Annotated in this window: 23 protein-coding genes; 16 read left to right on the top strand and 7 right to left on the bottom strand. The window is 59.8% G+C overall.

Features of this window, described 5'->3' with window-relative positions; all coding sequences use genetic code 11:
- Positions 1-109: 109 nt before the first annotated feature.
- From ACR0IM_RS06150 to ACR0IM_RS06120, 7 genes are all read left to right on the top strand, one after another.
- Positions 110-559 (top strand): methyltransferase family protein, encoded by a 450-nt coding sequence (locus ACR0IM_RS06150; protein ID WP_480640868.1) that lies wholly within the window; start codon positions 110-112, stop codon positions 557-559.
- A 129-nt stretch (positions 560-688) separates the two neighbouring features.
- Entirely contained in the window at positions 689-2,260 is a 1,572-nt protein-coding gene (locus ACR0IM_RS06145) for a Re/Si-specific NAD(P)(+) transhydrogenase subunit alpha (RefSeq protein ID WP_480681174.1), read from the top strand.
- A 13-nt stretch (positions 2,261-2,273) separates the two neighbouring features.
- A complete protein-coding gene (locus tag ACR0IM_RS06140; protein WP_170400356.1) occupies positions 2,274-3,728 on the top strand; it encodes an NAD(P)(+) transhydrogenase (Re/Si-specific) subunit beta in 1,455 nt (484 codons plus the stop codon).
- A gap of 288 nt (positions 3,729-4,016) precedes the next feature.
- Positions 4,017-4,238 carry a VOC family protein gene (locus ACR0IM_RS06135; RefSeq protein WP_480681173.1) on the top strand — a complete coding sequence of 74 codons (222 nt, stop codon included), beginning with the start codon at positions 4,017-4,019 and terminating at the stop codon, positions 4,236-4,238.
- Positions 4,239-4,344: 106 nt separating this feature from the next.
- Complete coding sequence (locus tag ACR0IM_RS06130; protein WP_480681172.1) at positions 4,345-5,622, top strand: DUF3422 family protein; 1,278 nt, start codon at positions 4,345-4,347, stop codon at positions 5,620-5,622.
- Positions 5,623-5,691: 69 nt separating this feature from the next.
- Entirely contained in the window at positions 5,692-6,834 is a 1,143-nt protein-coding gene (locus ACR0IM_RS06125; RefSeq protein ID WP_480593047.1) for an MFS transporter, read from the top strand.
- Between the two features lie 55 nt (positions 6,835-6,889).
- Complete coding sequence (locus ACR0IM_RS06120; RefSeq protein ID WP_480593050.1) at positions 6,890-8,053, top strand: M20 aminoacylase family protein; 1,164 nt, start codon at positions 6,890-6,892, stop codon at positions 8,051-8,053.
- Positions 8,054-8,092: 39 nt separating this feature from the next.
- On the opposite strand, the gene ACR0IM_RS06115 is transcribed toward ACR0IM_RS06120, so the two are convergent.
- Positions 8,093-9,418 (bottom strand): 3-deoxy-D-manno-octulosonic acid transferase, encoded by a 1,326-nt coding sequence (locus ACR0IM_RS06115; protein ID WP_480681171.1) that lies wholly within the window; start codon positions 9,416-9,418, stop codon positions 8,093-8,095.
- 1 nt (position 9,419) lies between these two features.
- Positions 9,420-10,427 (bottom strand): GTP 3',8-cyclase MoaA, encoded by a 1,008-nt coding sequence (moaA, locus tag ACR0IM_RS06110; RefSeq protein ID WP_480681170.1) that lies wholly within the window; start codon positions 10,425-10,427, stop codon positions 9,420-9,422.
- Between the two features lie 90 nt (positions 10,428-10,517).
- Between moaA and ACR0IM_RS06105 the strand changes: the two genes are divergently transcribed.
- Complete coding sequence (locus ACR0IM_RS06105) at positions 10,518-10,934, top strand: hypothetical protein (RefSeq protein WP_480593062.1); 417 nt, start codon at positions 10,518-10,520, stop codon at positions 10,932-10,934.
- Here ACR0IM_RS06105 and ACR0IM_RS06100 read toward each other — a convergent pair.
- The 4 genes from ACR0IM_RS06100 to glmU are packed head-to-tail and all read right to left on the bottom strand — an operon-like array spanning position 10,922 to position 15,332.
- Entirely contained in the window at positions 10,922-11,608 is a 687-nt protein-coding gene (locus ACR0IM_RS06100; protein WP_480681168.1) for a DNA alkylation repair protein, read from the bottom strand. The genes ACR0IM_RS06105 and ACR0IM_RS06100 overlap by 13 nt on opposite strands.
- Before the next feature lie 4 nt (positions 11,609-11,612).
- The gene (locus ACR0IM_RS06095) at positions 11,613-12,152 is read right to left on the bottom strand and encodes a pyridoxamine 5'-phosphate oxidase family protein (protein WP_480593070.1); all 540 of its coding nucleotides are present in this window, start codon (positions 12,150-12,152) and stop codon (positions 11,613-11,615) included.
- Positions 12,153-12,155: 3 nt separating this feature from the next.
- Positions 12,156-13,976 (bottom strand): glutamine--fructose-6-phosphate transaminase (isomerizing), encoded by a 1,821-nt coding sequence (glmS, locus tag ACR0IM_RS06090; RefSeq protein ID WP_480593074.1) that lies wholly within the window; start codon positions 13,974-13,976, stop codon positions 12,156-12,158.
- Positions 13,977-13,979: 3 nt separating this feature from the next.
- A complete protein-coding gene (gene glmU / locus ACR0IM_RS06085; RefSeq protein ID WP_480681167.1) occupies positions 13,980-15,332 on the bottom strand; it encodes a bifunctional UDP-N-acetylglucosamine diphosphorylase/glucosamine-1-phosphate N-acetyltransferase GlmU in 1,353 nt (450 codons plus the stop codon).
- A gap of 134 nt (positions 15,333-15,466) precedes the next feature.
- On the opposite strand from glmU, the gene ACR0IM_RS06080 reads away from it, so the two are divergent.
- The 3 genes from ACR0IM_RS06080 (at position 15,467) to ACR0IM_RS06070 (ending at position 18,699) form a co-directional block, all read left to right on the top strand.
- Positions 15,467-16,138, top strand: coding sequence for an HAD-IA family hydrolase (locus tag ACR0IM_RS06080; RefSeq protein ID WP_480640860.1), 672 nt, complete (start codon positions 15,467-15,469; stop codon positions 16,136-16,138).
- A 39-nt stretch (positions 16,139-16,177) separates the two neighbouring features.
- Positions 16,178-17,368 carry a DegT/DnrJ/EryC1/StrS family aminotransferase gene (locus tag ACR0IM_RS06075; protein WP_480681165.1) on the top strand — a complete coding sequence of 397 codons (1,191 nt, stop codon included), beginning with the start codon at positions 16,178-16,180 and terminating at the stop codon, positions 17,366-17,368.
- A 167-nt stretch (positions 17,369-17,535) separates the two neighbouring features.
- Positions 17,536-18,699: an isovaleryl-CoA dehydrogenase gene (locus ACR0IM_RS06070; RefSeq protein WP_480640858.1), complete on the top strand. Its 1,164-nt coding sequence runs from the start codon at positions 17,536-17,538 to the stop codon at positions 18,697-18,699.
- A gap of 50 nt (positions 18,700-18,749) precedes the next feature.
- On the opposite strand, the gene ACR0IM_RS06065 is transcribed toward ACR0IM_RS06070, so the two are convergent.
- A complete protein-coding gene (locus ACR0IM_RS06065; RefSeq protein WP_480593090.1) occupies positions 18,750-19,355 on the bottom strand; it encodes an OmpW/AlkL family protein in 606 nt (201 codons plus the stop codon).
- A 163-nt stretch (positions 19,356-19,518) separates the two neighbouring features.
- Here ACR0IM_RS06065 and ACR0IM_RS06060 point away from each other — a divergent pair, with 163 nt between their 5' ends.
- The 5 genes from ACR0IM_RS06060 to ACR0IM_RS06040 are packed head-to-tail and all read left to right on the top strand — an operon-like array spanning position 19,519 to position 25,504.
- Positions 19,519-21,018: an AMP-binding protein gene (locus tag ACR0IM_RS06060; RefSeq protein WP_480681164.1), complete on the top strand. Its 1,500-nt coding sequence runs from the start codon at positions 19,519-19,521 to the stop codon at positions 21,016-21,018.
- Positions 21,015-21,503: a hypothetical protein gene (locus ACR0IM_RS06055; RefSeq protein WP_480681162.1), complete on the top strand. Its 489-nt coding sequence runs from the start codon at positions 21,015-21,017 to the stop codon at positions 21,501-21,503. Before ACR0IM_RS06060 ends, ACR0IM_RS06055 begins: the two co-directional genes overlap by 4 nt.
- A gap of 39 nt (positions 21,504-21,542) precedes the next feature.
- Complete coding sequence (locus ACR0IM_RS06050) at positions 21,543-23,147, top strand: carboxyl transferase domain-containing protein (RefSeq protein WP_480681161.1); 1,605 nt, start codon at positions 21,543-21,545, stop codon at positions 23,145-23,147.
- A complete protein-coding gene (locus ACR0IM_RS06045) occupies positions 23,147-23,572 on the top strand; it encodes an ASCH domain-containing protein (RefSeq protein ID WP_480593100.1) in 426 nt (141 codons plus the stop codon). Before ACR0IM_RS06050 ends, ACR0IM_RS06045 begins: the two co-directional genes overlap by 1 nt.
- A gap of 3 nt (positions 23,573-23,575) precedes the next feature.
- Positions 23,576-25,504: an acetyl/propionyl/methylcrotonyl-CoA carboxylase subunit alpha gene (locus ACR0IM_RS06040; protein WP_480681159.1), complete on the top strand. Its 1,929-nt coding sequence runs from the start codon at positions 23,576-23,578 to the stop codon at positions 25,502-25,504.
- Positions 25,505-25,510: the final 6 nt, after the last annotated feature.

Here is a 25,510-nt window from a genome sequence, read left to right as displayed (position 1 = left end):
CCTGTCCATTGATGCGACATACTGAGCTTTTGCCAATCTGTTCCGAAAGCGATAGGAAAGCGCCCAGAAACGACACGCCTTTACGTTTCGTCAATTGTGGGGAATGAACATGCGCCGGATCGACTTACCGCCTGTCTGGCTTGTTGGGTTTGCTTTGCTGGCCTGGCTGCAAGCGCGCCATTTTTCGCTGGGGCTGTCCCTGGACAGCGGACTTACCGGCCTGCTGAGCGGCATCCTGATCGGCGGCGGTGTCCTTTTCGCATTGCTGGCAGTAGTCGAGTTCCGGCGCCACAAGACAACGGTTATACCGCACGAAACGCCTTCGTCGCTGGTGCAATCAGGCATCTATACCCGCAGCCGCAATCCGATCTATGTGGGTGATGTTCTGATCCTGGCCGGGCTAGTTCTGCGGTTTGATGCAGTGTTGTCCCTGGTTTTAATTCCGGTTTTCGTGTGGGTGCTGGAACGCCGCTTCATACTGCCCGAAGAAGACCGCCTGCGTCGTACGTTTCGCGCGGATTTCGCCCGGTATGAGCGCAAGACTCGCCGATGGATTTAGAATGGCCGACGGCATGACATCACGTAACGATTGCTGCGCTTGCGAAATAATGTTGCGCAAGATACATGTGTGCTGAACAAACATAACCGACCACACACTCGAAACGAGCGAGAATTAGGGGGACTGCCAGTGAAGATAGGCACACCAAAGGAAATACTGGACGGTGAGAACCGGGTCGCGATGACCCCGGATTCGGCTGTGCAGTTGCAGAAACTGGGCTATGAATGCGCCATTGAAAAAGGGGCGGGTGCTGCTGCTGGCTTTTCGGATGCGGCGTACGAGGCCGTAGGCGTCGAGATTGTCAAAACCGCCGCTTCGCTGTGGAAATCCTCGGACATCATTGCCAAGGTTCGGGTCCCGACCGAGGCCGAGCTAAAGCGACTGACCAAGGGCAAGACGTTGATTTCCTTCTTCAACCCTGCTGGGAACGAAGAGGGCATGGAACTGGCCAAGTCCAAGGGCGCAAACGTCATAGCCATGGAGATGGTGCCTCGGATCAGCCGCGCGCAGAAGATGGACGCGCTGTCCTCGATGGCGAATATCGCAGGCTACCGTGCCGTGATCGAAGCTGGTAACAACTTCGGCCGGTTCTTCACCGGTCAGGTGACGGCAGCTGGCAAGGTGCCGCCTGCCAAGGTTCTGATCGTCGGGGCGGGTGTGGCCGGTCTGGCAGCCATCGGAACCTCGACCTCGCTGGGTGCGATCACCTATGCGTTCGACGTGCGCCCCGAAGTGGCCGAACAGGTCGAATCCATGGGGGCCGAGTTCGTCTATCTGGATTTTGAAGAAGAACAACAGGACGGTGCGGCCACCGGCGGTTATGCCTCGGTCCAGTCCGAGGAATTCCGCAACGCGCAGCTGGCCAAATTTCGTGAGCTGGCGCCGGAGGTGGACATTGTTATCACAACGGCGCTGATCCCCAACCGCCCGGCGCCCAAGCTGTGGTTGGAGGATATGGTCAAGGCGATGAAGCCGGGCTCGGTCATCGTTGACCTTGCGGCCGAACGTGGCGGCAACGTCGAAGGCACTGTGCCGGACGAGAAAGTTGTCACCGACAACGGTGTGACCATTATCGGCTACACCGATTTCCCCAGCCGGATGGCGGCGCAGTCCTCGTCTCTGTACGCGACCAATATCCGTCACATGATGACGGACCTGACGCCCGAGAAGGACGGTCAGATCAACCATGACATGGAAGATGACGTGATCCGCGGCTCGACCGTGACCCATGAGGGCGAGATCACCTTCCCGCCGCCGCCGCCCAAGGTGCAGGCCATCGCGGCGCAGAAAAAGCCCGAGGTCAAGGAACTGACCCCGGAAGAGAAAAAGGCGCAGGAGATCGCGGCCTTCAAGGCGCAGACCAAGCAGCAGTTCACCCTGCTGGGTGTCGGCGGCGCGCTAATGCTGCTGGTGGGGCTGATCGCTCCGGCCAGCTTCATGCAGCACTTCATCGTCTTCGTGCTGGCGATCTTCGTGGGCTTCCAGGTGATCTGGAATGTCTCGCACAGCCTGCACACTCCGCTGATGGCGATCACCAACGCGATCTCGTCGATCATCATCGTCGGTGCCTTGATGCAGATCGGATCGGGGTCGTTCCTCGTCATTCTGCTGGCAGCGCTGTCCGTCTTCATGGCCGGGATCAACATTTTCGGCGGCTTCCTCGTAACCCGGCGCATGCTCGCCATGTTCCAGAAATCTTAAGGAGGCCGGGCACATGGAATTTGGCTTCACTACTGCCGCCTATGTCGTTGCGGCTGTCCTTTTCATTCTTTCGCTCGGCGGTCTGTCGAACCAGGAGAGCGCCAAGCGTGCGGTCTGGTACGGCATCGTCGGTATGGCGCTGGCGGTCTTTGCTACGCTGGTTGGTCCCGGTTCCGGCCTGTGGCTGCTGTCGCTGCTGTTGATCGCTGGTGGCGGTTTCATTGGCCAGTATGTTGCACAGCGCGTGCAGATGACCGAGATGCCGCAGCTGGTGGCCGCGATGCACTCGCTGGTCGGTCTGGCGGCTGTGTTCGTGGGCTTCAACGCGCATTTTGAAGTTCTGAACGTCGCCGAAGTGATGGCGGTTGCGGATGCCTCGAAAGAGGTGCTGTACACCGGTCTCGGAGGGTTCGGGCAGCTGATCGCCAAGAAAACCCCGGCGGAACTGTCGATCCTGCATGTCGAACTGTTCCTGGGCGTCTTCATCGGCGCGATCACGTTCACCGGGTCGGTCGTGGCCTATGGCAAGCTGGCGGGCAAGGTAACGTCTGCAGCGACCAAGCTGCCCGGCGGTCATGCGCTGAACGCGGCGGCGGCGGGGCTCTCGCTGATCTGCCTGATCTGGTACACCGCATCAGGCGGCTTCTTCCCACTGTTCCTGATGACTTTGGCGGCGCTGTTCATCGGCTATCACCTGATCATGGGCATCGGCGGCGCCGACATGCCGGTGGTTGTATCGATGCTGAACAGCTACTCGGGCTGGGCGGCGGCGGCTATCGGCTTCTCGCTGGGCAACGACCTTCTGATCGTGGTCGGTGCGTTGGTGGGCTCGTCCGGTGCGATCCTGTCCTATATCATGTGTAAGGCGATGAACCGTCACTTTGTCAGCGTGATCCTGGGTGGCTTTGGCGGCCCGCAGGGCGAGCAGATGGCAGTAGAAGGCGAACAGGTGGCGATCGATGCCGATGGTGTCGCAGCCGCACTGAATGACGCCGACAGCGTGATCATCATCCCCGGCTACGGTATGGCGGTAGCGCAGGCGCAGCAATCGGTCTCGGAACTTGTCCGCAAGCTGCGTGCCAAGGGTAAGGAAGTGCGGTTTGCGATCCACCCCGTTGCGGGTCGTCTGCCGGGCCACATGAACGTGCTTCTGGCCGAGGCGAAGGTGCCTTACGACATCGTGCTGGAGATGGACGAGATCAACGACGATTTCCCGGATACGGATGTGGCCATCGTCATCGGTTCGAACGACATCGTGAACCCTGCGGCGCAGGAGGATCCCAACAGCCCCATCGCCGGCATGCCGGTTCTGGAATGCTGGAAGGCCAAGCAGGTGTTCGTGTCGAAACGTGGTCAGGGCACCGGGTATTCGGGCATCGAAAACCCGCTGTTCTTCAAAGAGAACACCCGCATGTTCTATGGCGATGCCAAGCAGTCGCTCGACAAACTCCTGCCCATGATCGATTGATCAACAGGCTTAACCAAATTGCAAAGGGCGCCTGCGGGCGCCCTTTTCTTTTTCTTATGAATGGAGGGCATTGCCCCTCAAAGCCCCCCAAGAAATTTTGGCCAGATTAAGCAGACGGGTACCCTGGGGAAACGCAAATCAGGGAGATCGGTGATGCAAAAAAGTGAATGGTATAGGCGGAGTGTTCTCTCTCGCGCGTGATCCCGAAGCCCTGAGTGCTTGGTATGAAAATTACCTTGCGTCAATCACTACGAGCCGGTGCCATGAAAGCAGCGCGAAGGCTACACGGTGTTTGCCCCATTCGCGCAGGACACCGAGTTTTCTGGACGGGCCGAGCAACAATGGATGATCCATTTCCGTGTCGATGATCTGGCTACGATGATCTCACAGTTGCAGGCCGCTAGGATTGAGGTTGAAAGCCGTGCCGAGTGGGACAGTGAGGTTGGAAAACTCGCCCGTATAAACGACCCCGAGGGCAATCCGATCGAGCTGTGGCAGCCAAATCAATGACATAGCCTATAGTGTATACTGTTGTATCCATGTAAGTATATGAAATAAAAGAGAATTGATGTATTTTTCATGTCCCCTATAGTGCCCGAATGAATCGGAGCCCCATATGACGCCAATCGACGACCATCCTCTGCGCTATGTTTTGGCGAATGAGCTGCACGCACGCCCTTTTCCGGTAGCGGGTACTCCGTGCACCGTGGTTTTTCTGGCGGTTAAAAAGCCGGAAGCCGCTGCAGCACGGGATCGGGATGAGGATCTGACCCATCTGATCAACCTGTTGGATCGACACGGGGCGCAGCATCCTCAACCTCAGGCCACCCACTATGCAGGGCGGATCGGCCGTCATTGGTTGAAATGGGAACAGCATACCGAATTCGTCACCTACACTGCGATTACACAAAACGTCAGTGACCGTCCCTTCAACCCAGCTGATTTCGAAGTCTTCCCACCCGACTGGTTGATGGCGAGCCCGGGCCAACGAGTTACCTCGGCGATGATCCGGGTGGTCGAGCGGCAAGAGGATGAAGCGGTTCAGGCGGCGCTGGCTGACTGGTTTGAGCCCGAAAGTCTGGCCGTCGCGCGGGTGCTGGACGACGCTGCCATTTGCGCCTGCGATTTCCGTATCGATCCGGCCGGTCATATGCGGTTTGCGCTGTTTGTGGCCGAGGGCACCGGGCGGCGCAGGACTGGTCGTATCATTCAGCGCTTGTGTGAGATCGAGACTTACAAGGCGATGTCGATGCTGGGTTTTGCCCGGGTCAAACAACTGACGTCCCGCATAGGTGAGCTGGACAGCAGACTGACCGGGTTGATGGGGCAGATGACCGACAATTCGGCCCATCCCGACGCATTGCTGCCCGATCTCTTGTCTACCTCGACCGAGCTTGAAACCCTCTCGGCCCAGTGCTCCTTCCGGTTCGGGGCCACGGGTGCATATGAGGCAATCGTGAACCAGCGGATCGAAGTGTTGCGGGAAGAGCGTTTCGATGGTCGCCAGAGTTTCGCCGATTTCATGATGCGCCGTTACGATCCTGCCATGCGCACTGTGAAAGCCGCCGAGCGTCGCCTGCAGGCGCTTTCCGACAGGGCCATTCGGGCCGGAGAATTGTTGCGCACGCGGGTGGACGTGGAGCGCAGCGCGCAGAACCAGGCACTGCTGGAAAGCATGGATCGCCGTGCCGATCTGGCCCTGCGTCTGCAGCACACTGTCGAAGGGCTCTCGGTGGTGGCCATCAGCTATTATGCCGTCTCGCTGGTCAGTTATGTGCTGTACCCGCTGACCAAGGCCGGAATGAGCAAGGGAATGCTGACGGCGGCGGTGACGATCCCGGTGGTGCTGGCGGTGTGGTTCTTTATCCGGCAGGTCCGCAAGCGGCTGGAATGAACGGCGTTTGCCAATCCGTCGCGAGCCTGTAGAACGGGGGCGAGTGACGCTGTTTGCGAAGGAAACCCGGTGATCGGACTTGTGGCCGCGTGGCGGGCCGTGGCTGCCATGTTCATCCTGAACGGTGCGCTTTTCGGAATTTGGGCGTCGCGTATCCCCGCTGTGCGCGACCAACTGGACCTGACGCATGAGGCGTTGGGCTACGGCCTTTTGTTCATGGCGGCTGGGGCGGTGTGTTCCTTTCCCGTCACCGGGCGACTGACCGACCGGTTTGGCGCCGTAGCGCTGACGCGGGTCATTGCGGTTCTCTACACGCTGTCTCTGATCCTGCTGGCCATGGCGGGCGGGTTCTGGACGCTGGCAGCGTTCCTGTTCGTATTTGGGGCCTTTCATGGCTCGATGGACGTGGCGATGAACGCCTGGGCGGCCGAAGTGGAACAGGCCTATCGCAAGCCGGTCATGTCCTCGTTTCACGCGATGTGGAGCCTTGGGGCCGGACTGGGTGCGCTCAGTGGGTTTGGCGCGGTACAGATGGGACTGACGGTGATGCAGCATTTTTTGCTGGCTGGTGGCGCGGTCGTGGCCTTGGCGTTGGCATTGTCCTGGGTGCGCTGGTCGTCCCGAAAGGCCGTGTCGCCAGGGGGCGCGGTTTTTGCACTACCCTCCGGTGCGCTGATCCTTGTGGGTTTCACCGCCCTGTGCGGCGCATTGGGTGAAGGTGCCGTGGCGGATTGGAGCGCGATATTCCTGCGCGATGTAACCGGAGCAGCGGAAAGCATCGCGGCCCTTGGGTACGCTGTGTTTTCGGTGACCATGGTGGCCTTCCGGCTGGCCGGGGGCTTCGTGATCGCCCGCTTTGGCCCCGTTGCCATTGCCCGTTTCGGCGGCGTTTGCGCGGCGTTGGGCGTGTTAATTGTGGTCTCGGCAGCAGAGGCAGGGCTGGCGCTGGCAGGCTTTGCGCTGATGGGGGTTGGCTATGCCGTAATCATGCCGCTGGCCTTCAGCCGGGCCGCGAATGATCCGCACGTGCCGCCGGGGCAGGCCATCGCCAGTGTGGCGACGCTGGGGTACGGAGGGTTGTTGATCGGCCCACCGCTTATTGGGTTTCTGGCAGAGATGCTTACATTACGACTGGCGTTCACGGCTTTGCTGCCTTTGGCCATTCTGATTGTCCTGTTATCTGGCGCGCTGCGGCCTGCGCCTTTGGATTGACGCCGCGACTACGCTGGGATGTACCCCGGTCAAAAGAACAAGTTGGGAGATGACTATGCCGATCAAGAACCGCTTCGCCGAACTGCAGAGTGAAATCACCGAGTGGCGCCGCGATATTCATGAAAACCCCGAGATTCTGTTCGAGACTCATCGCACCAGCGCATTGGTCGCGGACAAGCTAAAGGAGTTCGGCTGCGATGAGGTGGTGACCGGCATCGGCCGCACCGGTGTCGTTGGTGTTATCAAGGGCAAGGTTGATACGGGCGGCAAGGTGATTGGCCTGCGGGCGGACATGGATGCGTTGCCAATCCACGAGGCAACGGGGTTGGACTATGCCTCCAAGACCGAAGGGGCGATGCACGCGTGTGGCCATGATGGGCACACGGCGATGTTGCTGGGGGCGGCGAAATACCTGTCGGAAACACGGAACTTCGACGGCACTGTTGTTGTGATCTTTCAGCCGGCGGAAGAGGGCGGCGGAGGCGGCCGCGAGATGTGCGAAGACGGGATGATGGACCGCTGGGGCATTCAGGAGGTTTACGGGATGCACAATTGGCCCGGCCGCCCCGTGGGCAGCTTTGCCATTCGTCCGGGCGCTTTCTTTGCCGCCACCGATCAGTTCGACATCACATTCGAAGGCAAAGGCGGGCACGCAGCCAAGCCGCATGAGACCGTAGATACCACCGTGATGGCCGCGCAAGCGGTGCTGGCCTTGCAGACAGTCGCCGCGCGCAATGCCGATCCGGTGGATCAGGTTGTGATCTCGGTAACATCATTTGAGACCTCGACTACGGCATTCAACGTGATCCCGCAGACGGTGCAATTGAAAGGGACCGTCCGTACGATGAGCCCGCAAATGCGGGATCTGGCAGAAAAGCGCATCAAGGAGATCTGCAACGGTGTGGCCGCAACCTTTGGCGGGACCGTCGAGGTGACCTATTACCGGGGTTATCCGGTGATGGTGAACAGCGACGAGCAGACCGATTTCGCCGCAGATGTCGCGCGATCCATTTCCGGCAGTTGTGATGAGGCGCCGTTGATCATGGGCGGTGAGGATTTTGCCTTTATGCTCGAGGAACGGCCGGGGGCGTATATTCTGGTCGGCAATGGCGATACAGCAGCGGTGCATCATCCCGAATACAATTTCAACGATGAAGCGATTCCTGCCGGATGCAGTTGGTGGGCCGGGATCGTTGAGCAGCGGATGCCTGCGGCTTGATGGGCAGGGCGGGGGCTCGGTCCCCGCACAGCCGGGAAATTAATAGCCCGATGAAGCTGGATCCCGGTCATACAAGCTGAGCTGGGTACAGAGCGTTTCGACGATGGAATCCAGTGCGGATTTTTGGGTGTTCACGCAGGATTTTGCAGCGCTGCGCGCCGTCTCCAGAGCGTCTTGATCCGACAGCAAGGTTGCTACGGCGGCGGCCAGATCGGGGGCGGATTGGACTTGCAGGGCTCCCCCTGTTTCGATCAACGGGGCATAGGTTTCGGCGAAGTTGAAGTAGCCCGGTCCTGTGATCACTGCGGCTCCGGCCTGTGCGGGTTCGAACGGGTTGTGGCCGCCGATTTCTTTCAGTGATCCGCCCAGAAACACAACGGGGCAAAGGGCGTACCATGTGCCGGTCTCACCCAGAGTGTCAGCCACGTAGACCTGCGTTTCTCCGGTGATCTGATCCCCGGCAGACCGGAATGCTGCGGTTTGTCCGGCCTGCTCAATCAGCGCGGCCACGTCATTGCGGCGTTCAGGGTGGCGGGGGATCAGCAACAAAAGCAGGTCGGGCCATCGATTGAGCAAATCCGCATGAGCCTCCAGCACGGTTTTCTCTTCGCCCGCATGGGTCGAGCTGGCGATCCAGACGGGGCGATCTCCGACCTGCGCGCGAGTGTCGGACAGTGTGGTTTGCTCCACCGGCAGAGGATCGGACATCGCCTTGAGGTTCGTGCCGGGCTGAACACGGTCTGCGCGCGCGCCCATGCCGATCAGGTTTGCCGCCGTCTTGTCATTCTGAGTCAGGAACAGGCGAAAATGGTCCAGAATGAAGCGCGCCGTGTCGGGGCGTTTCTTCCAACCCTCTACGGATTTGTCCGACAGGCGCGCATTGAGCAGCGCAAGCGGGATACCACGGGTCGCGCCTTCGACAATCAGGCGCGGCCAGATTTCGCTTTCGACAAAGATACCGGCGTCCGGGCGCCAGTGATCCAGAAAGCGCTGGACGGGGCCGGGCATGTCGAGGGGCGGGAATTGGTGGCGCGCGCGCGGCGGCATGCGTTTTTCAATCAGCGCTGCTGAGGTCGGTGTGCCAGAGGTGATCAGAAACTCGGCATCGGGCAGGCGCTCTCCCAACCGCTTAATTAGGCTGATCACCGACAAGGTTTCCCCGACACTGGCCGCGTGGAACCATATAAGGCGGCCGTTGGGGCGGGGCAGGCTGGCGTGGCCCAGTCGTTCTTGTTGTCGTATTTCGGGAACGTCGGCGGCCCGCAGTTTTTTCCGCACCGTGCGCCAGACCAGCGGGCCTGCAACGGCGGTCAGGCCGCAATACAAGTTGTAGAGCAGCGTCGGCTGGCTCTGCTGATCCGGCATGTCAGCCGCCTGTGTGGCTCATGTGACGGCTCATTTGGCCGTCGACCGCTTGGCGGGAATAGTCGAAATCATGGCCTTTGGGCTTGAGGTTGATCGCGGCGCGGATCGCATCCTCAAGCGGTTGCTCGGTGTCGGGATGGTCACGCAAAGCGCCACGCAGATCGGCCATGTCCTCTTGGCCGAGGCACATGTACAATTCGCCGGTGCAGGTCAGGCGCACGCGATTACAGCTTTCGCAGAAATTATGCGATAGCGGCGTGATGAAGCCGATCTTTTGCCCGGTTTCTTCCAGCCGGACATAGCGCGCGGGTCCGCCAGTGCGTTCGGCCAGATCGGTGACCGAATAGTGGTTTTCGTATTTTTTGCGCACGTCCTTCAGCGACCAATACTGATCCAGCCGATCCTCGTTGCCGATGTCTCCCATCGGCATGACCTCAATCCAGGTCAGGTCCATGTCGCGCTCGGCGCACCATTTCGTGATCGTGGGCAATTCTATTTCGTTGAAGCCCTTCAGGGCCACCGCGTTTATCTTGATCCGTAGCCCGGCCTTTTGCGCCGCGTCGATTCCGTTGAGCACCTGTTTCAGGCGGCCCCATCGCGTGATCTGCGCGAATTTGTCCTCGTCGAGCGTGTCCAGCGAGATATTTACGCGCCGCACGCCCGCTGCATAGAGATCATCTGCAAAGCGATGCAACTGCGAACCGTTGGTGGTCAGCGTCAGCTCTTTCAACGCGCCGCTGTCCAGATGGCGGGTCATGCTGTTGAAAAACGTCATGATATTACGGCGCACCAGCGGCTCGCCACCGGTGATGCGCAGCTTTTCCACACCCAACTTCACAAAGGTGGTGCACATGCGGTCCAGCTCTTCCAGCGTCAGCAGGTCTTTCTTCGGCAGGAACTTCATATCCTCGGACATGCAGTACACGCAGCGGAAATCGCAGCGGTCCGTGACGGAGACGCGGAGATAGGTAATCGCACGTGCGAACGGGTCGATAAGCGGAGCAGTCATGCGACATAGGTAAAGCCGGGACCCATCTCCGACAAGGGCGAAATTTCCTTTGCGCTGGTACAGATGCGCACAGGGCGGTAAGCTGGCGGCATGAGATATACGCTTTTGACTTTGTGCGTTCTGGTTGCGGGATGCGACACCGTGCGGTCGACAACAGATCGTGTATTGGGGGCGGGTAGCGCACCCGCCGAGGCGGAAGAGGTCGTGACTGAGGAAACGGTCGAACCGGAACCGGTTGCGGTCGCGCCTGCAAGCTGGGTTGGTGCAAAGACCACCATTGCCGGATTGGGGGACCCGACGACGCCAGGACGGTGGTTGGAAACACCGCTGGTCGATACTGAATTCACCGGTCGCGTGGTAGTGCCGAAAACCGGGTCGCAAGCCTATATCACTCTGGTCCCGGCCCCGGGGCCGGAGAGTGGCGGCAGCCGGTTGTCGCTGGACGCGATGCGGGCTTTATTGTTGCCGTTTGACGAGTTGGTTGAACTTGAGGTCTATTCCAACTGATCTTTCAGGTACTTTCCGGCTTCGCGATGGGCAAAGGGCTTCATTGCCTCGCCATGTAAGGCCAGAAAGGCAATCACACGGTCCGGGTCATGTTTCGATAACTCGCGCAGCCACCATGCAATGGCTTTCTGGATGAACCAGTTGCGGTCAGGGACAAAGCCCGCCGCCCAGCCAAGGATGCGGTCGCGACGCGCCAGATCCTCGGGTTTCGGGTGGTTCTGTTTCGTCCAGGGCAGCGTGGCCACCAGCGCTGCGCGCCGAGTCCACATATGATCCGACGTTGTCCAACATTCGACCTGATCCAGCCGGGACGGGTCGGTTGACAGACGTTTCTGCATCGCCATGCAGGCGTGATCGGCCACAGCCCAAGCGTCAAAATCGGGCAGCCAGCTTTGCAGAAGTTCCCAGACAGCCTCGTCAGGGCGAATGCGGGCCTGTGTCAGCAGTTTGGCTGCGGCCAGGCGACCTTCGTGGACGTTGGTTTGCCAGAGCGCATCTGCCAGTTCGACGCGCGCAGGCACGTCCAGTTCCTGACGCCATGCCTTGGTCAGGTCATTCAGTACCGGGTTGCCGACGCCAAGATAAGGACGGTCGGCCTTGTGATAGGCCGCCATCTGCTCGGCACGCTCGGCGTCCGCATGGGCTTTGATCTGATCCAGATAGGTGTCCAGCATCAAATTAGTCGGCGCGGGTCGGTTTGCCGTCGATGGTCTGTTGGTTTTTTTCCATCCAATAGGCGCGGATGTCGTCGTCCGACTTTCCGTCCACCCATTTCTGCATGGTGTCCCGGTCGGACTGATACTCCATGAACGGCACCGCATAGCCGCAGGAGGTCTGAACCAGATCGATATGCAGATCATAGATCTGCCGCGCGCTGCGGTGGTCTGGAAACAGATCGGCCAGTTCGTCCCAGCCAGCGTCGCCTACATGCGACGTGCGCGCAGTCCCATAAGTGCGCAGGATCAGTGGGCGCGTGGTGAAGGAACACCACATCAGTGTCATGCGATTGGTTTCCAGCAAATGCCCAGCGGTTTCATTGCCGCTGCCGGTCAGGTTCATCCAGACAATCCGGTTGGGCCCCAGAATACGCAGCGAGTCCATCCCCTTGGGCGAGATGTTCACCCGCCCGTCAGGTGCCGCCGTGCCGACGAAAAAGATGTGCTGATCTGTGATGAACTTTTGCTGGGCGTCATCCAGTTCAGGGAATTGCTTGGCCATTCTTCACTCCACCGTGACAGATTTCGCCAGGTTGCGCGGTTGGTCCACATCCGTGCCTTTCGCCACAGCCGTATGATAGGCCAGCAGCTGCGCCGGGACGGAATACAGGATCGGGGCTAGGCTGGGGTGTACACGAGGCATACGGATGGTTCTCCAGACGCCGTCTTCCGCCTCGGCAACACCGTCATCGTCCGAGACCAGAATGACTTTACCCTTGCGCGCCATCACTTCTTGCATGTTCGAGACAGTCTTGTCGAACACTGCATCGCGCGGTGCCATGACGACCACCGGCATGTGCTTGTCGATAAGGGCGATGGGGCCGTGTTTCAGTTCACCTGATGCATAACCTTCTGCGTGGATATAGCTGATTTCCTTGAGCTTCAACGCACCTTCCAGTGCCAGCGGATACATCAGGCCGCGCCCCAGAAACAACACGTCGCGCGCTTCGGACAAGCGCTGAGCGGATTTCTTGATGGCCTGGTTCTGGTCCAGCGCGGCGTTGAGTACCGTTGGCAGAGAGCGCAACGCTGCGGCGTGATCGGCTAGTTCTTCGTCGCTCAGCGTTCCCCGATCCGCAGCGGCTTTAAGCGCCAGCATCAGCAATACGCTCAATTGACAGGTAAACGCCTTGGTCGAGGCGACGCCGATCTCGACACCCGCATGGATGGGCAGGGCAATGTCGCTTTCCCGCGCAATCGAGCTTTCGCGGACATTGACCACCGACACGACTTTGTCGGCCTTGCCCTCGCAATAGCGCAGCGCGGCCAGCGTGTCGGCTGTTTCGCCCGACTGGCTGACGAACAGCGCCGCCGTCCGGCCCGGTATCGGCGGCTCGCGATACCGGAACTCGCTGGCGATATCGACCTCGACTGGCATCTTGGCCAATTGTTCGAACCAGTATTTCGCCGTCAGGCAGGCATAGAAAGCGGTGCCGCAGGCGACCATGGTCAGGCGGTCAAGCTTGGTGAAATCCAGATCATCGGGCAGGACGACCTTGTCCCCGCCGGTAGGCATGTACGACCGGATCGCCTCGGCCACCACCACGGGCTGTTCGGCAATCTCCTTGGCCATGAAGTGTTTGTGGCCCGCCTTGTCAGCCCGCGTCTGGTCCAACTTAATGCGGCGGGTTTCGCGGTTGGCCAGTTCTCCGGCCTCGTTGCGGATATCAAGCGAGGTGCGGGTCACCACCGCTCGGTCACCTTCTTCCAGATAGGTGATGCGGTCGGTCAATGGAGCCAGCGCAATTGCGTCAGAGCCCACGTACATCTCGCCGTTTCCATGCCCGATAGCCAGGGGCGAGCCTTTTCGGGCCGCGACTATCAGGTCATCCTGACCGTCGAACAGAAAGGCCAGCGCAAAGGCGCCCTGCAGCTTGTCGATGGTTTGGAAAGCCGCCTCAACCGGGGACAGGCCGGTTTTCAGGAAGTGCTCAGCCATCAGGGCTACGGTTTCGGTGTCGGTTTCGGTAGCGAAACCTACACCGTGCTCGGCCAATTCGGCCCGCAACTCGCGATAGTTTTCGACGATACCGTTGTGCACAACAGCAACAGGGCCTGCCCTGTGTGGGTGGGCGTTTGTGACCGAAGGCGCGCCATGGGTCGCCCAACGGGTGTGTCCAATTCCGGATTTGCCGGGTAGGGGATCATGCACCAACAGATCGCTTAGATTCACGAGCTTTCCGACCGCCCGACGACGCCCCAATGCGCCGTTGTCAACAGTCGCGATGCCAGCACTGTCATATCCGCGATATTCCAGCCGCTTCAAAGCTTCAACAAGAATTGGGGCGGCTTCGTGCTGACCCAAAACACCTACAATACCACACATGAATCAAACTCCTTTATCGCGACGAGCCTTCTTCGCCTTTAACATATCAAATATTTTGCGTGCGTAGCCGGGTTTGTTGTCCTGCCGAGCACGGGCCACGGCCAGAGCGTCGGGTTCAACATCCCGGGCTACCACAGTACCTGCGGCGGTCATTGCGCCGTTGCCTAGCGTTACAGGCGCCACGAGCATGGTGTTCGATCCGATAAAGACATTCTCACCTATCGTCGTGCGATGCTTCAAAACTCCGTCGTAGTTACACGTTATCGTGCCCGCGCCAATATTCGAGGTTGCCCCCACCGTGGCGTCTCCGATGTAACTAAGATGATTGACTTTGGTACCTTCAGCGATTTCAGAATTCTTGATTTCAACGAAATTGCCGATGCGGGTGTTTTCAGCCAGTTCTGTACCCGGGCGTAGGCGGGCGAAGGGACCTATGATGGCTCCACGGCTGACATGGCAGCCTTCGAGATGCGAAAAAGCACGGATTGTCGCGCCGCTTTCGACAGTTACGCCGGGGCCGAAAACTACGTTTGGCTCAATAACCGCATCTCTGCCAATGATCGTATCGGCAGCCAGATAGACAGTTTCCGGAGCCATCAGAGTTACACCGAGGTCCAGTAGTTCGGCGCGCGCATTGGATTGAAACACGGCATCCGCCGCGGCCAGATCGGCGCGAGAGTTCACACCCAGCGTCTGTGCTTCGCTACAGGCAACGGCCGTAACCTTCAGCCCACGCTCACGGGCTATTTCGACAACGTCGGTCAGATAGAATTCACCCGCGACATTGTCGTTGCCCACTGCTTCGATCAGGGCGAACAACGTCTGCGCGTCACAAGCCAAAAGTCCAGAGTTACAGAAGGTTATCGCACGTTCTTCGTCAGATGCGTCCCTGAATTCGACGATCCTCTCCAGACTTTGCCCTTTCATCACCAGGCGGCCATAGCGCCCGGGATCGGCAGCCTCGAATCCCAGAATAACCAGATCGTTTTCCGCCCGCGCTGCAACCATGCGTTCTAGTGTGTCGGGTCTCAGAAACGGAGTGTCTCCGTACAGGACAACGACATCGCCCGAGAACCCTTCTAGTGCGGGGCGCGCTTGGGCAACGGCATGGGCAGTGCCCAATTGCTCTTCTTGAACCGTGATCTGGGCAGTGTCGTCCTCGGCTGTAGCAACCTTGGCCACGGCTTCGGAGTCGTGCCCTGCGACAATCACGGTGCGCTCGGGTGACAAAATTGCCCCGGCGCGCATGGCGTGGACCAGCAAGGGAGTCTGGGCGATTGGATGTAGAACTTTAGGAAGATCCGATTTCATCCTGGTACCTTTTCCGGCGGCAAGGATGACAAGGGCAGTACTCATGAAAATGATTTCTCTTTGTGTTTTGTTGCCTTCCGTTTTATCCGCTGGGGTCAAAGGCGCAAGCGGTTCAGCCATCAAACAAGATTGCCGTTTGCAATACTACACGGCAAAAAACCGCCGAAACAGGAGGCACAATGCGCACCGTTATCTTCGATCTGGACGGAACCCTGGCCGATACGTCCGGCGATCTGCTGGCCGCAGCGAACCACTGTTTTCGCGAGATGGGGCACGGGGATGTGCTGGTGCACGGACAGGACGCAGCGGTTGCATTGCGGGGCGGGCGGATGATGCTGACGCATGGGCTCAAGCGTGTCGGTGCTTATGACGAGGATACGGTTCACGCCTATTACCCAACGCTGCTCGAGGCGTATTCGCAGGCCATCGACACTCACACACAGTTCTATCCCGGGGCGCTGGACGCGGTCGAGGTTTTGCGGTCGGCGGGTTACGGCGTGGGCATCTGCACCAACAAGCCAGAGGCATTGGCGCATCAATTGCTAACCCAGATGGGCGTACGGGATACCTTTGCCTCTCTTGTCGGCGCGGACACGTTGCCGGTGCGCAAACCGGACCCGGAACCTCTGCGCGAGGCTGCGCGCCGGGCAGGCGGGCATCCAGATCTGTGTGTGCTGATCGGAGATTCAGATACTGACCGCAATACGGCCCGAGCCGCCGGAGTGCCGTCGGTTCTGGTCACGTTCGGCCCGTCTGGTGATGACATGGCTGCACTCGAACCCGAGGCTTTGCTACATCACTTCGACGATCTGCATTCTGTGGTCGAAGGGCTGATCGGTGCGGCGGCGTGATCTCTTGACCTGCGACACGTACAGCATCAGAACAAGCCTATGACCGAGACATTCACTGGCAGCTTCACCCAGCAGGAACCCATCCCCGAAGAGGCGATCGAGGCCGCGATGGCCGTCCTGCGCCACGGGCGCCTGCACCGTTACAACGTTGTCCCCGGAGAGCTGGGCGAAACTGCGTTGCTCGAGCAGGAATTCGCGGCGCAGATGGGGGCGAAATACTGTCTGGCGGTGTCCTCCGGTGGCTACGCATTGGCGACGGCGCTGCGGGCGGTAGGAGTGCAGCCCGGCGATCCGGTGCTGACCAATGCCTTTACGCTGGCCCCGGTGCCGGGGGCGATTGCCTCGGTCGGGGCGCGGCCAATTTTTGTGGGGGTGACTGAGGGCCTGACCATTGATCTGGGTGACCTTGAGGCAAAGCTGGATCAGGCGCGGGTGCTGATGCTCAGCCACATGCGCGGGCATCTGTGTGACATGGATCGACTGATGCAGATGTGCGATGCGGCTGGCGTTATCGTGATCGAGGATTGCGCCCACACGATGGGTGCGGCGTGGCGCGGGCAGCTTTCGGGGCGGCAGGGGGCGATCGGGTGCTATTCCTGTCAGACCTACAAGCATGTCAATTCCGGTGAAGGCGGGCTGCTGATCACCGATGACGAAGAACTGGCAGCCAAGGCGACGATGCTGTCGGGGTCCTATATGCTTTATGAACGCCACCTTGCTGCGCCGGGACCCGAGGTGTTCGAGCGGATCAAATACACAACGCCGAACGTATCCGGCCGTATGGACAACCTGCGCGCCGCCATTCTGCGCCCGCAACTGCGCGATCTGGACCGGCAGGTGCAGCGTTGGAACGAACGCTACGATGAGATTGCGGCGGGGCTGCACGGAACGCCGGGTCTGACCATCGTCGAGCGCCCGGAGGAGGAGACCTATGTCGGGTCGTCGATCCAGTTCCTGTTGCTCGACTGGTCGCCGGAGCGCATTGCCGAGGTAATCCGGCGCTGTGCCGCGCGCGGGGTGGAGCTCAAGTGGTTTGGCGGCGCGGAGCCGACCGGGTTTACCTCCCGCTATGACAGTTGGCGTTACGCGGACAGCACGCCTTTGCCCACCAGTGATCGCATTCTGGCCGGGGTCATGGACATGCGTGTGCCTCTGACCTTTTCGCTGGAGGATTGCCGTTTGATCGCGCGTATCATCCGATCCGAGGTTGGCGCGGTCTATCAATCCTGATCCAATTGAGTGCACCTGCGGTGCACGCTCTTTTTGACAGCCGCCCTTTGGGGCGGCTGTCTGTGTTTTTTGGGGGATCGTGCCGATCAGGGTCGTTGACCAGATGCAATCCGGCTGTTATCAGTTTATTGAACATTTGTTCATTTATGCGAAGGAGGAGATCGCGTATGTTCTCGGCCACAATGCAATTTGATCTGGGCGAAGACGTGAATGCCCTGCGCGAGATGGTGCACCGCTGGGCTCAGGATCGGGTCAAGCCGATGGCAGCTGAAGTTGACAAGTCCAACGCTTTTCCCAACGAGTTGTGGAAAGAGATGGGCGATCTCGGGATGCTTGGGATCACGGTGCCCGAGGAATACGGCGGGGCGGGGATGTCGTATCTGGCCCATACCGTTGCGGTCGAGGAGGTGGCGCGGGCCTCGGCCTCGGTTTCGCTGTCTTACGGGGCGCATTCGAATCTGTGCGTCAACCAGATCAAGCTGAATGGAACCAACGAACAGAAGGCGAAGTATCTGCCGCGTCTGATCTCAGGCGAGCATGTGGGCGCATTGGCGATGTCCGAGGCCTCGGCTGGATCTGATGTGGTTTCGATGAAACTGCGCGCGGAAAAGCGCAACGAACATTATAGGCTGAACGGCAGCAAGTACTGGATCACCAACGGGCCGGATGCGGACACTCTGGTTGTCTATGCCAAGACAGACCCGGAGGCGGGCTCAAAGGGGATCACGGCCTTTCTGATCGAAAAAGAGATGAAGGGATTTTCGACCTCGCCCCATTTCGACAAGCTGGGGATGCGCGGGTCGAACACGGCCGAGCTGATTTTCGAAGACGTCGAAGTGCCGTTCGAAAACGTTCTGGGCGAAGAGGGTAAGGGCGTCGCGGTACTGATGTCCGGTTTGGACTATGAGCGCGTGGTTCTGGCCGGGATCGGGACAGGTATCATGGCGGCCTGTCTGGACGAGATCATGCCCTATCTGGCTGAGCGCAAGCAGTTCGGCAAACCCATCGGTAACTTTCAACTGATGCAGGGCAAGATCGCCGACATGTACACCGCGATGAATTCCGCGCGGGCTTATGTGTATGAGGTTGCCAAGGCCTGTGACCGGGGGGACGTGACTCGCCAGGACGCGGCGGCTTGCTGTCTTTACGCCTCGGAACAGGCGATGGTGCAGGCGCATCAGGCGGTGCAGGCGATGGGTGGGGCCGGGTTCCTGTCGGATTCGGCGGTCAGCCGAATTTTCCGTGATGCCAAGCTGATGGAGATCGGTGCGGGGACCAGCGAAATCCGCCGGATGCTGATCGGGCGGGAATTGATGAGCGAAGTGCTGTGACAGAAAAACGCCCCGCAGTCGAGGGAACCGCGGGGCGTTCTTTCAAAGGATCAGAAGCGATGAACGTAGGATACGCCGACCAGCCAAGGATCGATTTCGGCGGTGCCGATATCGGCGCCGTTCAGTTTGACGTCCGAGTCGATGTCGAACCAGCGGACGTTCAGTCGTACAGCACCGTTATCGGTGACCATGTAGTCCAGACCGGCCTGCAGCGCGACACCGACCGAGTTGTCCAGTTCCAGATCACCCAGAGCCGATTTCTCGTCGAAGAAGATGGTATAGTTGATACCGGCGCCGACATAGGGTTTCCAGGCGCTGTTGGTTGGGAAGTGGTAGTTCAGCGACAGGGTGGGCGGCAGGTGTTTGACCGAACCTGCATCAACGCTGCCACCCAGGGTAACAGTGTGGCTGAACGGGGTCGCGGCCAGCAGTTCGATACCAAGGTTGTCGCGGACGAAGTATTCAGCGGTAAAGATCGGGCGGGTGTCCGAATCCACTTCGGCATCGAAGCCAGCCAGAGTACCGTTGTCGGATTTCGGGTCGAGGTAGCCAATACCAACACCGACGGTCCAGTCACCTTGGTTCTGGGCCATTGCAGGGGCGGCAAGCGCGACAAGCGCGGTGGAAAGTGTCAAAGCGGCGAGTGTTTTGATCATTTTAAGGCCTTTGAATTTGATGATGGGACGGTTTTGCCGAACAGGGGCAAGGTAAACTCTGATCTGCATCAAGTTCCCGCGAGTTCGAAAGCGTGCGTTCGACCTGAGACTGTCATGAAAACAAGGGGTTTTGCGTATGCGTCCCAATAAATGCATACCGGCTATGCGGGACGCGGGGGGCTGGAACATTCCCGCCCGGCTTAACATGGCGCGACAGTGTCTTTCGCGCCCCACCGGCAGCATAGCCATTAGCGATCTGACCGCGGGGGGGCATGATGCCATCTCTTACGGTCAGCTCGGGCGTATGACCGACGGAATTGCGCGGGCGTTGCTGAAGCAGGTTCAACCCGGTGACCGAGTGGGTGTGCTGCTCAGCCAGTCGCCGTGGTGTGCGGCGGCCCATCTGGCGATCTGGAAGCTCGGCGCGATTTCGGTGCCGCTGTTCAAGCTGTTCAAGCATGACGCACTGGCCTCTCGGGTTGGGGACGCCGGGGCGAAGCTGGTGCTGACAGATGAAGACGGCGCAGGGTTGCTGGGTGATCTGGCGCGCTCGGTGCGCGTTGATCAGATCTCGCCGTCCGATGATCCGCTGCCCTTTGCTGATACCGGCCCCGAGGACCCGGCGGTGTTGATTTATACTTCGGGCACCACCGGCACCGCGAAGGGGGCGCTGCACGGACATCGGGTTCTGACCGGTCACCTGCCGGGTGTTTCGATCAGCCATAACCATTTGCGTGACGGTGATTGCCTGTGGACGCCTGCCGACTGGGCCTGGATCGGCGGCCTGTTCGACGTGCTGATGCCCGGGCTGGCGCTGGGCATCCCGGTGGTTGCGGCGCGACTTGAGAAATTCACGCCTGAAGCCTGCGCCGACGTGATCGCGCGCGGTGAGGTGCGGAACGTGTTCTTTCCACCGACCGCCCTGCGGATGCTGAAGGCTGCGGATCAAAGCATCCCCGGCCTGCGTTCGGTCGCCTCGGGTGGTGAACCATTGGGCGCTGAAATGCTGGCCTGGGGGCAAAAGGCGTTCGGCCTGACGATCAACGAATTCTACGGCCAGACCGAATGCAACATGGTCGTGTCTTCCTGCGCCGAGGATTTTCCGGTGCGCCCCGGCTGCATCGGCAAGCCTGTACCGGGGCATGAGGTGGCGGTGATCGACGAGACTGGCCTCCCGACCGATGAGGAGGGCGACGTAGCCATCCGGCGCGGATCGGCCTCGATGCTGTTGGAATACTGGAATCGGCCTAAGGCGACGGGGGAGAAGTTCCGAGGCGATTGGCTGATCACCGGAGACCGCGGCGTGTGGGAGGGCGACTATCTGCGCTTTGTCGGTCGTGATGACGACGTGATTACCTCGGCCGGCTACCGCATTGGCCCGGCAGAGATTGAGGATTGCCTGCTGACCCACCCTGCGGTGGCGACGGTCGGCGTGGTCGGCAAGCCTGACCCGCTGCGGACCGAGATCGTGAAGGCCTATGTGGTGCTGAAGCCGGAGGCCGAAGCAGAGGAACGAGAGTTACAGGATTGGGTTAAGGACCGTCTGGCGCATTACTCCTATCCGCGCGAGGTGGCGTTTCTTGAGGAACTGCCGATGACGGTGACAGGGAAAGTTATTCGCAAGGAATTGAAGGCGCGGGCTGCAAAGGAGCGAACTGCATGAGAATGATAACGCCGTTAGTCTTGGGGATTGTTCTGGCCCAAAATGCAGGCGCGCAAGTCGCCCCGAAGATGGGTGGGCAATCTTCACTTGAGGAGAACCCGGCTTGGCTAATTTGCATACAGGAGGGCTATCCGTCAAAGGATGAGTTAAAGGAATGCCTAACATCTGTCCTGGTTGAATGTACGCAACTCGACAGAGAGTTAACTACAGCTTGTATCAATGGGCGGAGAGATACCCTCGTGCAATTCGTGGACGATTTCGCCGCCGAGTATCGGCAAAGCACAACGGAAGCTGGCAAAAAAATTTTCAATGCGGAGCTTACCCATTCGCAACGTACTGGTGAAGCAGCCTGCGATTACTATGTGCAGTTACTTTCACGGCCTGATGATAGCAGCTCCACGCCCGAAAGCCTGCGTGCTCCGTGCGAATTGAATGAAGCCGCTAAAATGTACGGCCGAATAGTCTTGGAGCGTACCACGCATTAGTAGATGCGAGGCTGTTCTGATCAGAGGTGTCAAAAAGCAATGAAACTCACATCCAAAGCCATGCCCGCCTCCGAGGGCTTCAAGACAAACCGCACGGCCCATCTCGACGCGCTGGCGCAAATCTCTGCCGCCGCCGAAGCGGCCCGCATGGGCGGTGGTGAGAAATCCCGCGCGCGGCATGAATCTCGGGGCAAGATGCTGCCGCGTCGTCGGGTGGCGAACCTGCTGGACCCGGGGTCTCCGTTTCTGGAAATCGGGGCGACAGCGGCGCATGGGATGTATAGCGACGCCGCGCCGAGTGCGGGTGTCATCGCGGGCATTGGCCGGGTGCAGGGGCGCGAGGTCATGGTGGTCTGCAACGATGCCACCGTGAAGGGCGGCACATACTATCCGATGACCGTCAAGAAGCACCTCCGCGCGCAGGAGATTGCCGAGGAAAACCATCTGCCCTGCGTCTATCTGGTCGACAGCGGCGGTGCGAACCTGCCCAATCAGGATGAGGTCTTCCCCGACCGCGACCACTTTGGCCGTATCTTCTATAATCAGGCGCGGATGAGTGCGAAGGGGATCGCTCAGATCGCCGTAGTGATGGGGTCCTGTACGGCTGGCGGGGCTTATGTGCCTGCGATGTCCGATGTGACCATCATCGTGAAGGAACAGGGCACGATCTTTCTGGCCGGGCCGCCTCTGGTCAAGGCCGCGACCGGAGAGGTGGTCAGCGCCGAAGACTTGGGTGGCGGCGATGTACACACTCGTCTGTCAGGTGTGGCGGACTATCTGGCCGAGGACGACGCGCACGCGCTGGCCCTTGCACGGCGGGCGGTTGGATCGTTGAGCCGGTGCAAACCGCAGACCGTGGACTGGGCCAGCCCCGAAGACCCCGCTTACGATCCCGAAGAAATCCTCGGTGTCGTTCCCGCCGATTTGCGCACGCCTTATGATATCCGCGAAGTGATCGCGCGTCTGGTCGATGGCTCTCGGTTTGATGAATTCAAGCCTCGGTTCGGTGAGACACTGGTGACCGGGTTTGCCCATGTGAAAGGCTGTCCGGTTGGCATCATCGCCAACAACGGTGTGCTGTTTTCCGAGGCCGCGCAGAAGGGCGCGCATTTCGTTGAGCTGTGTTCGCAGCGCAAAATCCCGCTGGTCTTCCTGCAGAACATCACCGGCTTCATGGTCGGTCGCAAGTACGAAAACGAGGGTATCGCGCGGCATGGGGCGAAGATGGTGACCGCTGTTGCGACGACGAACGTGCCGAAAGTCACCATGCTGGTCGGCGGGTCCTTTGGGGCTGGCAACTATGGCATGGCCGGTCGTGCCTATCAGCCGCGGTTCCTGTGGACTTGGCCGAACTCGCGCATTTCCGTGATGGGAGGAGAGCAAGCCGCCGGCGTTCTGGCCACCGTCAAGCGCGACGGGATCGAACGGCAGGGCGGATCGTGGTCGGCCGAGGAAGAAGCCGAATTCAAGCGCCCGACGCTTGAGATGTTCGAGGAGCAATCGCACCCGCTTTATGCCTCGGCCCGCCTTTGGGATGACGGCATCATCGACCCGCGCAAAAGCCGCGATGTGCTCGCGCTGTCGCTGAATGCCGCGCTGAACGCCCCGATCGAAGAGACACGTTTCGGCGTGTTCAGGATGTGATGAACATGACAATGCAAGATGTATTGACCCGGTATCCCGGCGCACAAACTTTCAAATTTGGCGACAGCGCAAATATGAGTGCCGAGTTGCTTTCACTGGTGCGAGCAGGCCGGAAAACGGCAACCTGTGGCGCGCTGAGGGACTATCCGGATGGCAGCCCCGAAACACCGGTTGTTGGGCGCCGCGACATCGCTTTGGAGTGGGATGGAAGCCCTGCTTTGGTGATCGAGACCGTCGACGTTTCGATCTGTCGCTTCTGCGATATGACCGAGGATTTCGCGTTGGCCGAGGGTGAGAATGAAACGCTTGAGGGATGGCGCGAAGATCATCGCCGGTACTTTGAGCGTAATGGTGGTTTCGATCCAGAGATGGAACTGTTGTGCGAACGGTTCCACCTAATCGAAGACCTGGCGGTTGAGGGGTAAGAGATGTTTAACAAAATCCTGATTGCCAACCGTGGCGAAATTGCCTGCCGGGTTATGGCAACGGCTCAGAAGATGGGAGTCGCCTGCGTTGCTGTATATTCAGATGCTGATGCCTCGGCAAAGCATGTGCATATGGCGGATGAGTCGGTCCATATTGGCGGTGCGGCCCCAGCAGAAAGTTACCTCAAGGGCGACGTGATCATTCAGGCGGCGCTGGAGACGGGCGCGCAGGCGATTCACCCGGGCTACGGCTTTCTCTCCGAGAACCCTGATTTCGTGGATGCGGTCGAAGCTGCGGGCCTGACCTTCATCGGGCCTTCGGCGGATGCGATCCGCAAAATGGGCCTCAAGGACGCCGCCAAGGTGCTGATGGAACAGGCAGGTGTGCCTGTTGTCCCCGGCTACCACGGCGACAATCAGGACCCCGAGCATCTGGCAGGTGCCGCTGACACCATCGGCTATCCGGTTCTGATCAAGGCCGTGGCCGGTGGCGGCGGCAAGGGGATGCGTCTGGTCGAACGCCCAATTGAATTCGCCTCAGCTTTGGACAGTGCTCGCAGCGAAGCCCGCACCGCCTTTGGTAATGACGCTGTTCTGGTCGAGAAATTCGTCGCCAAACCCCGTCATATCGAGGTGCAGGTGTTTGGCGATGGCACCCACGCGGTGCATCTGTTCGAACGGGATTGTTCGCTGCAGCGTCGGCACCAGAAGGTGATCGAGGAAGCCCCGGCCCCTGGCATGACGCCTGAGATGCGGGAGGCCATGGGGCAGGCGGGCGTCCGCGCGGCTGAGGCAATTGGCTACAAGGGTGCGGGGACGGTTGAGTTCATCGTCGACGCGTCGGACGGGCTGCGCCCGGATCGGTTCTGGTTCATGGAGATGAACACACGCCTGCAGGTGGAACATCCGGTGACCGAGGCAATTACCGGCGTCGATCTGGTCGAATGGCAATTGCGGGTCGCCTCAGGTGAGGCTCTGCCCAAGCAGCAGAGCGACTTGTCGATTAATGGCCACGCGTTCGAAGCCCGGCTTTACGCCGAAGACGTGCCCAAAGGGTTCTTACCTGCAACCGGCACTCTGACGCATCTGCAGTTCCCGTCTGCTTGCCGCGCCGACAGCGGTGTGGGCACGGGCGACACGATCAGCCCGTGGTATGACCCGATGATTGCAAAGGTCACCGTACACGGGTCAACCCGCGCAGTTGCGTTGGAGCAGCTTCACCGCGCCCTGCAGCAGACAGAAGTGGCGGGTACGGTCACCAATCTGGCCTTTCTTGGCGCGCTGACCCGACATCCAGGATTTGCGGCAGGCGACGTGGATACCGGCCTGATCGGTCGGGATCTGGAAGCGCTGACACGGGATGGGCCAGCCTCTGCCGCAACGTGCGTTGCCGCCGCCTTGACCGCGCTGGGTCTGGGTGAGACCTCTGATGAGACCGGGTTCTCTCTGTGGGCACCTTTGCATCGTGCTGTTCAGTTGATGGCCGACGAGTTGATTGATCTGGATGTGCAGGTCGAAGGTCCAAACCGGCAGATCTGGCAAGTTGGCGCAGAAACCCTCATCGCAGAACGTAGCGGTCAGGGATGGTCGATCAGTGGTGCGCCTATGCCGCGTGTTGCGGTGTCGGGGTCACGGATCACCGTGTTTGAAAACTATGGGCAGGCCTTTGATGTCGTCGACCCTCTGGATCGGGATACCAGCGCCGCCGGTGATACAAATGTGATTGAAGCTCCCATGCCCGGATTGGTGAAGGCAGTGTTTGCCTCGGTCGGGCAGGTGGTGAAAGAGGGGGATCGGCTGGCCATTCTGGAGGCAATGAAGATGGAGCATTCGCTGCTGGCCGCCCGTGACGGTATCGTGGCCGAAGTTCTTGCCGAAGACGGTGCGCAGGTTGAGGCCGGAGCTGCCCTGGTCCGGTTGGAAGAGGAGTAGCCTGTT

The organism is Ruegeria sp. BF6 (assembly GCF_056538665.1).
Note: the sequence above shows the minus strand (reverse complement) of the source record. Positions and strands in the feature narration are given on the sequence as shown.

Excerpts from the sequence above, each read along its gene's own strand:
- moaA (WP_480681170.1), bottom strand. The coding sequence starts at position 10,427 with ATGACTGCTCCGCTTATCGACCCGTTCGCACGTGCGATTACCTATCTC.
- ACR0IM_RS06080 (WP_480640860.1), top strand. The coding sequence starts at position 15,467 with ATGCGCACCGTTATCTTCGATCTGGACGGAACCCTGGCCGATACGTCC.
- ACR0IM_RS06100 (WP_480681168.1), bottom strand. The coding sequence starts at position 11,608 with ATGCTGGACACCTATCTGGATCAGATCAAAGCCCATGCGGACGCCGAG.
- ACR0IM_RS06070 (WP_480640858.1), top strand. The coding sequence starts at position 17,536 with ATGTTCTCGGCCACAATGCAATTTGATCTGGGCGAAGACGTGAATGCC.
- ACR0IM_RS06140 (WP_170400356.1), top strand. The coding sequence starts at position 2,274 with ATGGAATTTGGCTTCACTACTGCCGCCTATGTCGTTGCGGCTGTCCTT.
- ACR0IM_RS06050 (WP_480681161.1), top strand. The coding sequence starts at position 21,543 with ATGAAACTCACATCCAAAGCCATGCCCGCCTCCGAGGGCTTCAAGACA.
- ACR0IM_RS06130 (WP_480681172.1), top strand. The coding sequence starts at position 4,345 with ATGACGCCAATCGACGACCATCCTCTGCGCTATGTTTTGGCGAATGAG.
- ACR0IM_RS06045 (WP_480593100.1), top strand. The coding sequence starts at position 23,147 with ATGAACATGACAATGCAAGATGTATTGACCCGGTATCCCGGCGCACAA.
- ACR0IM_RS06120 (WP_480593050.1), top strand. The coding sequence starts at position 6,890 with ATGCCGATCAAGAACCGCTTCGCCGAACTGCAGAGTGAAATCACCGAG.
- ACR0IM_RS06040 (WP_480681159.1), top strand. The coding sequence starts at position 23,576 with ATGTTTAACAAAATCCTGATTGCCAACCGTGGCGAAATTGCCTGCCGG.
- ACR0IM_RS06060 (WP_480681164.1), top strand. The coding sequence starts at position 19,519 with ATGCGGGACGCGGGGGGCTGGAACATTCCCGCCCGGCTTAACATGGCG.
- ACR0IM_RS06105 (WP_480593062.1), top strand. The coding sequence starts at position 10,518 with ATGAGATATACGCTTTTGACTTTGTGCGTTCTGGTTGCGGGATGCGAC.
- ACR0IM_RS06150 (WP_480640868.1), top strand. The coding sequence starts at position 110 with ATGCGCCGGATCGACTTACCGCCTGTCTGGCTTGTTGGGTTTGCTTTG.
- glmU (WP_480681167.1), bottom strand. The coding sequence starts at position 15,332 with ATGAGTACTGCCCTTGTCATCCTTGCCGCCGGAAAAGGTACCAGGATG.
- ACR0IM_RS06115 (WP_480681171.1), bottom strand. The coding sequence starts at position 9,418 with ATGCCGGATCAGCAGAGCCAGCCGACGCTGCTCTACAACTTGTATTGC.
- ACR0IM_RS06065 (WP_480593090.1), bottom strand. The coding sequence starts at position 19,355 with ATGATCAAAACACTCGCCGCTTTGACACTTTCCACCGCGCTTGTCGCG.
- ACR0IM_RS06055 (WP_480681162.1), top strand. The coding sequence starts at position 21,015 with ATGAGAATGATAACGCCGTTAGTCTTGGGGATTGTTCTGGCCCAAAAT.
- glmS (WP_480593074.1), bottom strand. The coding sequence starts at position 13,976 with ATGTGTGGTATTGTAGGTGTTTTGGGTCAGCACGAAGCCGCCCCAATT.
- ACR0IM_RS06095 (WP_480593070.1), bottom strand. The coding sequence starts at position 12,152 with ATGGCCAAGCAATTCCCTGAACTGGATGACGCCCAGCAAAAGTTCATC.
- ACR0IM_RS06075 (WP_480681165.1), top strand. The coding sequence starts at position 16,178 with ATGACCGAGACATTCACTGGCAGCTTCACCCAGCAGGAACCCATCCCC.